General features: G+C 35.5%; 11 protein-coding genes. 10 read left to right on the forward strand and 1 reads right to left on the reverse strand.

Translation table 11 applies throughout. From position 1 onward, the window contains the following. The 5 genes from ACQKIM_RS25045 to ACQKIM_RS25065 form a co-directional block, all read left to right on the forward strand. A partial coding sequence (locus ACQKIM_RS25045; RefSeq protein ID WP_427549146.1) for a hypothetical protein occupies positions 1-300 on the forward strand: 300 nt, incomplete at its 5' end. A 90-nt stretch (positions 301-390) separates the two neighbouring features. After that, a complete protein-coding gene (locus tag ACQKIM_RS25050; RefSeq protein WP_427549148.1) occupies positions 391-1,143 on the forward strand; it encodes a GNAT family N-acetyltransferase in 753 nt (250 codons plus the stop codon). A gap of 309 nt (positions 1,144-1,452) precedes the next feature. Then, on the forward strand, positions 1,453-1,791 hold the full coding sequence (locus tag ACQKIM_RS25055) for a cupin domain-containing protein (protein ID WP_427549149.1): 339 nt from the start codon (positions 1,453-1,455) through the stop codon (positions 1,789-1,791). An 84-nt stretch (positions 1,792-1,875) separates the two neighbouring features. Next, on the forward strand, positions 1,876-2,559 hold the full coding sequence (locus ACQKIM_RS25060) for a VOC family protein (protein WP_427549151.1): 684 nt from the start codon (positions 1,876-1,878) through the stop codon (positions 2,557-2,559). Positions 2,560-2,668: 109 nt separating this feature from the next. Continuing rightward, positions 2,669-3,661: a zinc-dependent alcohol dehydrogenase family protein gene (locus ACQKIM_RS25065; protein ID WP_427549152.1), complete on the forward strand. Its 993-nt coding sequence runs from the start codon at positions 2,669-2,671 to the stop codon at positions 3,659-3,661. A 52-nt stretch (positions 3,662-3,713) separates the two neighbouring features. Here the strand turns inward: ACQKIM_RS25065 and ACQKIM_RS25070 are convergent, their stop codons facing one another. Further along, on the reverse strand, positions 3,714-4,709 hold the full coding sequence (locus ACQKIM_RS25070; protein WP_427549153.1) for a PLP-dependent cysteine synthase family protein: 996 nt from the start codon (positions 4,707-4,709) through the stop codon (positions 3,714-3,716). 291 nt (positions 4,710-5,000) lie between these two features. Here ACQKIM_RS25070 and ACQKIM_RS25075 point away from each other — a divergent pair, with 291 nt between their 5' ends. The 5 genes from ACQKIM_RS25075 to ACQKIM_RS25095 all read left to right on the forward strand — a co-directional run bounded on the left by ACQKIM_RS25075 (position 5,001) and on the right by ACQKIM_RS25095 (position 8,691). After that, complete coding sequence (locus tag ACQKIM_RS25075) at positions 5,001-5,765, forward strand: formate/nitrite transporter family protein (protein WP_427549154.1); 765 nt, start codon at positions 5,001-5,003, stop codon at positions 5,763-5,765. A gap of 219 nt (positions 5,766-5,984) precedes the next feature. Then, positions 5,985-6,353 (forward strand): hypothetical protein, encoded by a 369-nt coding sequence (locus ACQKIM_RS25080; RefSeq protein WP_427549155.1) that lies wholly within the window; start codon positions 5,985-5,987, stop codon positions 6,351-6,353. Positions 6,354-6,549: 196 nt separating this feature from the next. Continuing rightward, positions 6,550-6,975 (forward strand): GatB/YqeY domain-containing protein, encoded by a 426-nt coding sequence (locus ACQKIM_RS25085; RefSeq protein WP_427549157.1) that lies wholly within the window; start codon positions 6,550-6,552, stop codon positions 6,973-6,975. Between the two features lie 129 nt (positions 6,976-7,104). After that, positions 7,105-7,680 (forward strand): TetR/AcrR family transcriptional regulator, encoded by a 576-nt coding sequence (locus ACQKIM_RS25090; protein WP_427549158.1) that lies wholly within the window; start codon positions 7,105-7,107, stop codon positions 7,678-7,680. Positions 7,681-7,752: 72 nt separating this feature from the next. Further along, the gene (locus tag ACQKIM_RS25095; RefSeq protein WP_427549160.1) at positions 7,753-8,691 is read left to right on the forward strand and encodes an SDR family NAD(P)-dependent oxidoreductase; all 939 of its coding nucleotides are present in this window, start codon (positions 7,753-7,755) and stop codon (positions 8,689-8,691) included. Positions 8,692-9,188: the final 497 nt, after the last annotated feature.

Below are 9,188 nucleotides of genomic sequence, written 5' to 3' on the forward strand. Positions count from 1 at the left end.
TTTATCTGTGCGAAAGCGAAGCGACAGCAACAACACGGTTTTATCTGTGCGAAAGCGAAGCGACAGCAACAACACGGTTTTATCTGTGCGAAAGCGAAGCGACAGCAACAACACGGTTTTATCTGTGCGAAAGCGAAAAGCGACAGCAACAACAACACACAACTGAATGTCCAACATCATATTGGTTCAAAGCCCCTGGCAGATGTCACGGATTTCGAAGAGGAGCTTTTCGAGTTCACTCGAAAAAATCCGGACACAATGACTTTGGAAGTAATTAATTCAGATTTTCTTTGTTTCTGAAAATGGGTAATTAAACCAATATATTTCCATCTGGTATAATACTAGGTAACAGAGATTAGGAGTTTAGAAAGGACAGAGGTGAATAATAAAGTGGAGTATCTTCAAATGACAAGCAATCAGATTGAACAGGAGCATGTATGCTGTGCGCTTGGTGCTAAACAATACGAGCAAGCAGTAATAGAAAAGAAAAAATGGTTAATGGATCACATACATGATGGGTTGGTTTTTTATCGATTGAATGAACGTGCAAAGGTTTTTATTGAATATTTACCTGCACAGCATGCTTGGGCTCCTATTGAGGCACCGAATTATATGTATATAAATTGTCTATGGGTTTCAGGTAAATATAAAAATCAGCATCATGCTAGTCGATTACTTGAAAAGTGTATAAAGGATGCTAAGGCGCAGGGAATGGATGGGATTGTACATATAGTAGGAAAGAAAAAACTTCCTTTTTTAAGTGATAAACGTTTTTTTGAGCATTTGGGATTTAAAATTGTAGATTATGCAGCCCCTTATTTTGAGCTAGCTGTCTATAAATTTAACGATGAGGCTGTTGAGCCATCATTTAAATTACATACAAGTGATCTAAAATCTCATCGTGATGGTATTAGCATATACTATACGGCTCAATGTCCCTTTGCGGTAGGTGTTATAAATGATTTAAGGGATGCTACTGTGAAAAATGGCATTCCTTTTCATGCATATCAGATAACCACAAAAGAGGAAGCACAGAATGGTCCTATTATTTGGACAACCTTTGGATTATTTTATAATGGGCAGTTCGTGACACATGAAATTATGAGTGTCAATAAATTTGAAAAGTTTTTAAACACATTATGAGTAAGCATTTATGTCCTTTTCAAGTAAAGTAATATCATAGCAAAAACACAAATACCTAATAAATACCCGAGGCTAATTGACCAAGAGAAAAAATCAAATAAGATATATAAAAGTATTGTTGTAGACAAAAAGCCGAGAGTGATACCAAATAACTGTTTTTTGACATTCATTCTTCTCTCTCCTAACATGATAAATTATGATTGTTTGTAGTGGTATCTATATTATATAGTATGTCCATAATTTTAGTAATTGGTAGGGTGCAGAAATAACCTATATGTTGGATAATATTATAGGAAGGTGGTAATCATTTTGAAAATAAACAAACAAAATGCAGAGCATTATAGTTGGGGAGAGCAATGTGATGGCTGGCATTTAGTTAAAAATAATGAGCTTAGTATTATTCATGAGCGTATGCCTGCTAAAACAGCAGAAACTAACCACTATCATCATCATGCACAACAATTTTTCTTTATGCTGTCTGGCACCGCAATAATCGAAATTGACGGTGATCCCATTACTTTACAAAAAGGTGAAGGAATTGAAGTTCCACCGCTAACAGCGCATCAAATGCGAAATGATACAGGAGAAGATATAGAGTTTTTAGTTATTTCACAGCCTAATAGTAGAGGCGATCGTATTCCACTATAAGATGATGTTCATTCTTTTGCATGAGGTATTCATTTACTGAGTCTAGTATAGTAAATGAGACAAAGGGCAGGGGAGATGCTTACAATGAAAATTACTAGAGTAAAGCTATATGCATATGATTTACATAAAATGAAGGAATTTTATAGTACACAATTAGGATTTTCATTAATAAAAAATACAGATGATTATTTTTCTGTTGCCGTTGGTGAAAGTACGATCACGTTTGAAAAAGTCCATGCTTCTGTACAAAAGCAATATCATTTTGCCTTAAATATTCCATGTAATTTATTTCAACAGGCAAAAGGTTGGGTAAAAGAGCATGCGGAAATACTGTTTTCAGCTGAAGAAGATGAAGTATATTTTGCCACATTGAAGGCCTTTTCCTGTTATTTTTATGACCCAGAAGAAAATATTATAGAGCTTATTGCAAGACAGGAAGTAAATTCTAAAATAGATTCCTTGTCTTTTTCAACCGAGCATGTGCTAAATATTGGTGAAATGAATATCACAACAGATACTATTTATTTAGTAGCAAATAAATTAAAAGAATATGGGATTATACCGATGAATAATAATGAAATTCGCGTGGATAGTCTTACGTTTATGGGAAATTATGAGGATGGAGCAAATTTATTATTAGGACCAAGTGAACGTATATGGTATTTTTCAAATAAAAAAGCGATTGTTAGTCCAATGGAGATAGAAATTAACAAACAACAACTACTACATATGAATGAGAAGGCTGAGTTTACAATTACGCGACTATAAAAATATTGTTTACTAGATTAGATAACAAAAGCACTTATATTTGAAGCGTGATCCCAATGCTTAGGTATGAGGTTATTTTATGAATAGTTGAATAAAGGAGTCCTATTTATTGAAAGCAAAAAGCATTAAATACTATGAATTTGGAAATCCTCTGGAGGTTTTAAAGTTTGAAAATAAAACGATTAAGCCTCCACAAGCACAAGAAATTCTCGTTCGAATGCTAGCACGACCTATAAATCCATCTGATTTAATACCAATTTGGGGGAAGTATGCTCATCGAATTTCTTTACCAACTATTCCTGGCTATGAGGGAGTAGGAATCGTAGAGGATGTAGGTCTGTCTGTTGCTCAAAATCTTATCGGCAAACGTGTATTACCATTACGAGGAGATGGAACATGGCAGGAGATTGTTCAAACAAGAGCTGAATTTGCCGTACTAATTCCAGATTCAATCGATGATTTTACCGCAGCCCAAATGTATATTAATCCCATGACGGCTTGGGTTACTTGTACAGAAGTACTAAAACTGCAATCAAATGATGTTTTATTAGTGAATGCCTGTGGATCTGCTATTGGTCATATTTTTGCTCAGCTAGCAAAAATAATTGGTTTTCAGCTTATTGCGGTAACGAGAAATAATAGATATACAGACGATTTAATTCAGCTTGGCGCTTCCTATGTAATAGATACCTCTATCACACCGCTCTATGAGACAGTAATGGAAATTACAAATGGCAGGGGTGCTGATGCTGCTATTGATTCCATTGGAGGAGTAGCTGGTAACGACCTTGCTTTTTGTGTAAAACCTGAAGGGGAATTTTTAGCGATTGGTCTTTTATCAGGTATACAAGTGAATTGGCAAAGTATTGTGAAAGAGGCAAATGTTAAGGCAAATATGTTCCATTTAAGACATTGGAATAAGCAAGTTTCGGTAGAAAGATGGCAAGATACATTTCATCAATTAATTAATTTAGTGAATAGTGGTATGTTAAAAATGATGGCAGTTGATTCTCATTATGATTTGTTAGATATTCAAAAAGCAATAAAGGTTGTGGAATCATCTAAAACAACTAAAGGAAAGGTTTTTCTAACTAGCTATTAAAATCTTTTAAAGAAACGAAGGGCATGCTGTTATACCCTTCGTTTGCTTGTTCTTAAAATAAGTCAGTTGATAAATAACGAAGACCAGTATCAGGAAGAATGGCCACTATCCTTTTTCCTTTATTTTCAGGACGATTTGCGAGTATTGTAGCAGCGAATAAGGCAGCACCTGATGAGGTACCTACTAATAGACCATCTGTTTTCGCTACTGCTCGCGCGGCTTCATAGGCTTGAACAGTCTCTACTTCTATTACTTCATCAATGATCTCTAAATGAACATTCGATGGAACACGTGCCTCATCAGCATCAGAGAAGCGGTGAACACCTGTGATTTCAATAATATCTGGATTATCGACGGTTGCAATGGAGTTAATAGCTGGCTCTACACCTATAATTTGAATATTGGGATTTTTAGATTTTAAGAAGGCTCCTGCACCACTTATTGTTCCTCCTGTACCTATTGAGGCTACAAAAATATCAATATCACCGTCAGTATCATCCCAAATCTCAGGACCTGTTGTTAGCTTATGAATGTTTGGGTTGGCCTCATTGTCAAGTTGATTGAGAAATACTACATTTTCCTCCCGATCAACGATGGTTTCTTTAAAAACTTTAATTGTTTCCACAAAATCACCATCTGTCTCCTCAAAGGCCGCTACCATTTCTGGAACATCAGAAAATGGCACTACCTCAGTCCCATAAGCCTTCACAACCTTTGTACGCTCCTCACTTACCCCATCCTGCATGTAAATCCGCAGCTTATAACCCTTTGCGGCTGCAATTGCCGCTAAGCCAATACCAGTATTTCCACTTGTCGTTTCAATAATTGTTTTGTCCTTTGTTAAAATACCACGAGCTTCAGCATCCTCAATCATAGCTTTCGCAATACGATCCTTCACACTATTAGCCGGATTAAAGTACTCAAGCTTCACAATAATTTCGGCTTTTAGCTGTTGCTCTTTAACATATTGATTTAAGGCCAAAAGTGGAGTATGCCCAATTAACTCCATAATAGATTGCTTTATTTTATTTGCGATTACTTGACCCATCCGATCCACTCCTTTTCACCTACTTAACAAACTTGAATTGTAGGAATTAAACGAATCTTATCATTTGAAAGGTTTTTGAGCAATGATATTCCTAATAGAAAGATTGAAAAGGCTGATAGAAATAATTAATGTATTCGTAATATCAACTTTTATAATTATGCAAATTCATTTTTGGAAAGTGTGGGTAAAAGTTATCCCTTTCAGCTTAAAATAAAATCCTTACATTGGTATTTTTGGAGTCCATAAATCAGTTATGATATGTATAGTTGATGTTTGTACGGGGGGAAAAAAATGAAAGAAACAATATCCGAGATTTGTATAACTGCGGAAACAAAAATAACAATGATGAAGCAAAGACCTGTCAATTATTTATTGCAAGCAATTTTAGGTGGTCTTTTTATCGGCTTTGGCATATTGCTTATCGTCACAATTGGTGGTTTGTTTGATCCTGCCGGTGTACCAAGTATGAAGGTTGTACAAGGTTTATCATTTGGTGTGGCACTTAGTATGGTTATGATGGCTGGTGCAAATTTATTTACGGGGGATAACTTAGTTTTAACGATCAGTACATTATCCAAAAAATCTTCACCTCTAGAAATGATAGGTATTTGGATATTTAGCTACATAGGGAATTCTTGTGGCTCCCTAATAGGCGCTGGGTTATTTTTTTATGCAGGGCTTGCAGTGGGAGATACAGCTGCTTATATTGAGAAAATAGCTGCTGTTAAGATGAATACTGGATTTGTCGAGCTGTTATGCCGAGGAATTTTATGTAACTTACTTGTTTGCTTAGCAGTATGGTGTGCTTATAAATTAAAAACAGAAGTTGCAAAATTAGCTATGATTTTTTGTTGTATTTTCCCATTTATTACTTCAGGATTTGAGCATAGCATCGCCAATATGACATTATTTTGTCTTGCCCTTTTTATACCTCACAGTGAACTTGTATCGTTTGCGGGAGCCATTACCAATTTAGTACCTGTTACAATTGGAAATATAATTGGTGGAGCAATTATTGGCATTATCTATTGGATAAATGGTAATGAAAGATTTTAATATCATGAAAATTAGTATGTTGTTAGTAAAAGTAGTAGAGAAGTCTATTATGATATTAATAGCTAGACTCGTTCTTTCGATATTTTGACTTTAAAATAAATCCTAGATAGAATGGAAAGAAGAGTGGTATATGTAATACTACTTTCTTTTCCTACAATGATAACAATGCTAAGAAATTTATAGATAAAATGAAGAATGATAGAGAGGAGGAAGACAAAAATGGGGCAGGAAGTGAACCAACATACCATCCTTCAAGCAATTTTGGAGCTCTCTACGCAAATGCAGATTATGAAATCTGATCTTCAGCATCAAATTGAAGCGGTGGAAGTTAGATTAGTAAAAAAGATTGATGCGGTTGAAAGAAAATTAGAAGAAAAAATTGATGCGGTTGAAAGAAGATTAGAAGGAAAAATTCATGCAGTTGAAACTAGATTAGAGGAAAAAACAAATTTACTGCAAAGCAGATTAGATTCAGTAGAACAAAATTTAAGTCAGAAAATAGATAGTATGGATACGAAGATGGAAATATTATCTCTAGAGTTACTTGAAACAAAAGCGGATGTACGTATGCTGAAGCGAGCAAAATAAATTTTAATCACCGTATCCTTCGAGGCTACGGTTTTTTTATCTACATGAACAGGCAACTCCAGACCTTTACTCCAAAATTAGTGTAGTAGAAGATATAGAAACAGGAGTATAGCCTGCACTTAGGGATGAGAAAACATCTTTAATTCACTTTATGGTATAATTTTTTTGAAATATATGGTCTAAAGGAGTGACAACATTGTTAAAAACAGAGGTATTTGAACAATTAAAAAATGCCATGAGAGAAAAGAATGCATTGGCAAAAGGCGTATTGTCGCTGTTGAAATCTGCCTTAGATTTAGCAGAGAAGGAAAAGGGAGAGGCATTATCCTCTGAAGAAGAAATTGCTATTATCAATCGTGAGGTAAAGCAAACAAATCAGGCTTTAGAGGGTGCTCAAAATGCAGGAAGAGCTGATTTAATTGAAAAAGAAGAAGCAAAATTAGTGCTATTAAAATCATTCTTGCCGAAGCAATTAACGGAAGAAGAAATTAAAGAAAAACTTGCAGCGGCTGGAATCGTTAAGGGAATGGGCATGGGGGACGCAATGAAAATTGCAAAATCTTTGTTAACAGGTCAAGCTGAAGGTGCAGTTATTTCAAAAGTTGTGAAGAGTATTATTTAATGTGATAATGAAACGAATTTCCTTTCGAAAGGGGAAATTCGTTTTTTATAATAGGGTTTTAACGGGTTGCTAAATAAAATAACTAATAGTACACTATTAATTAACCACTGGTCAAAATAGGAGGGCATTATGTCACCGCGTAAACCATCAACACAGGAATTAACAAAAGAAATGATTATACATGAGGCACATAAGCAATTTATTGCGAAGGATTTTCACCATGTATCAATGCGCAGTATTGCTAAGGAGATTGGCTGTAGTCATGGGGCGATATACTATCATTTTAAAAATAAAGCAGAAATATTTTATGCTATTTTAGGTGATTATTTTTCTGAATTAAACACTACTTTACATAATACAGTGAATGGTCCTGAAGATAGTTCTACTAAACTGAAGAATATTTTTGTAGGCTATATGGCATTTGGTTTAAATAATCAAAGTCAATATGAATTAATGTTTATGGTGAGGGACAAAGAAATTGACGGACTCTCTCAAGAGGAAGCAAATCTTAGTTATGAAAAATTTGCACAATCCGTACAAGCTTTAGCAGAAAAGGAACTGCTGCTTTCAGATATCCATTCTACATTTATTGCGCTGCATGGATTTGTAGCACATTACCGTCATTATGTTAAAAATTATGAGGAAGCAATGGAAGCAGTAGATGTACATGCAAAATTTCTTCTCAAGGCATTAATTAATGATTAGTTCTAGGTACAATTATCTAGAACTTTCTTTAAGTGCTTATTTGACCAGTGGTTAATTAAAGGGGGAATTATAATGAAAACAGCTTTAGTTATCGGGGCATCTGGTGGAATGGGTTATGCTCTTGTAAATGAATTAGTCAAGCGACAAATAAAGGTGAAGGCATTTGCACGACGCAAAGAAAAACTAGTGACATTATTTCGCCATTCCAAAAATGTTGAAATCATTGCAGGTGATATTTTTAATGAGCAAGATATTAGCCAGGCATCAAAAGGAGTGGATGTTATTTTTCATGCAATAAGTTTTCCGTATCAGGATTGGGAAAAGCTCCATATACCATGCCTAGAGATGGTGTTAAAAATAGCTGAAAACCAAGGAGCGAGGATAGCACTTGTCGATAATATATATGCATATGGGAAACAAGCACACATAGGTGTAACGGAGGAGGCAGTGAAGAGGCCACATACAAAGAAGGGGAAAATTCGGTTGGCTATGGAAAGTAAATTAAAAGAGAGCCATGTACCTTCCCTAATCGTTCATTTCCCAGATTTGTATGGACCAAATGCAGAGAATACCATACTCTATGAAACATTAAAAAATGTTGTACAAGGTAAAAAAGCTAATTTTGTAGGAAATATGCAGGTAGAGAGGGAATTCCTTTATACAGTTGATGGTGCAAAGGCTATGGTTGAATTAGCATTAAGAGATGATACATACAATCAAAATTGGAATGTGCCAGCTACACATGCAATTTCCGGGGGACAATTAGTAGAAATTCTCAGACAATTAACAGGCTACAAGAAAGGGATCCGTACTGTATCTAAAGGAATGATACAATTAATCGGAATCTTTTCTCCGTCAATGAAGGAAGTGGTTGAAATGTTTTATTTAACAGAAGAGCCAGTCATTTTAAGTGGGCAAAAATATGAAAAGGAAATTGGTCCATTACCACGTACTTCTTATAAAGCTGGCCTAGAAGAAACTATTTCATGGATGCAACAGAAGGGAAGATAGTAACTATAGCAATAAAAAATCCGCTATATTTCTGTGAAAGTATAGCGGATTCATGTTGTTGAAATACTATTATGTCAATGAAATCAAGGTGACAAATTAAAAAGTATAGCCCTTTTTCAAAACGAGGGGTTGATCTCCGTTCCGACTGAGTGCTTTCCTGGGGGCGTCCGATGAGCCGCTTGGGGCAACAGATGTTTTTTGCGCGAAAGCGAAGCGGCAGTAGCAGGAGGTTGGTTACGAAGGCGTTGTCACAGGACGTGACGGTTTTAGCCTTTGTTCCCCTAATTTGCTCGCTCCAGGGTCTCATCTGTGACGCTAAATCCCCGAGGAGTCACTCAGTCTACACTCCAATCAACCACTGCATTTTACACAAATGTATAGTGATAAATTAAAGTCTTAGCCATCACTATATTGCTAAAAACGGGGTTTGGGTAACATTTCCCTATTCAAAAAGCGGTGTTAGCAATAAGTGGCTTTATGTATAGTTACAAAGAGTT

It is taken from the genome of Lysinibacillus sp. NPDC047702 (assembly GCF_050272555.1).
Lineage (GTDB): Bacteria > Bacillota > Bacilli > Bacillales_A > Planococcaceae > Lysinibacillus.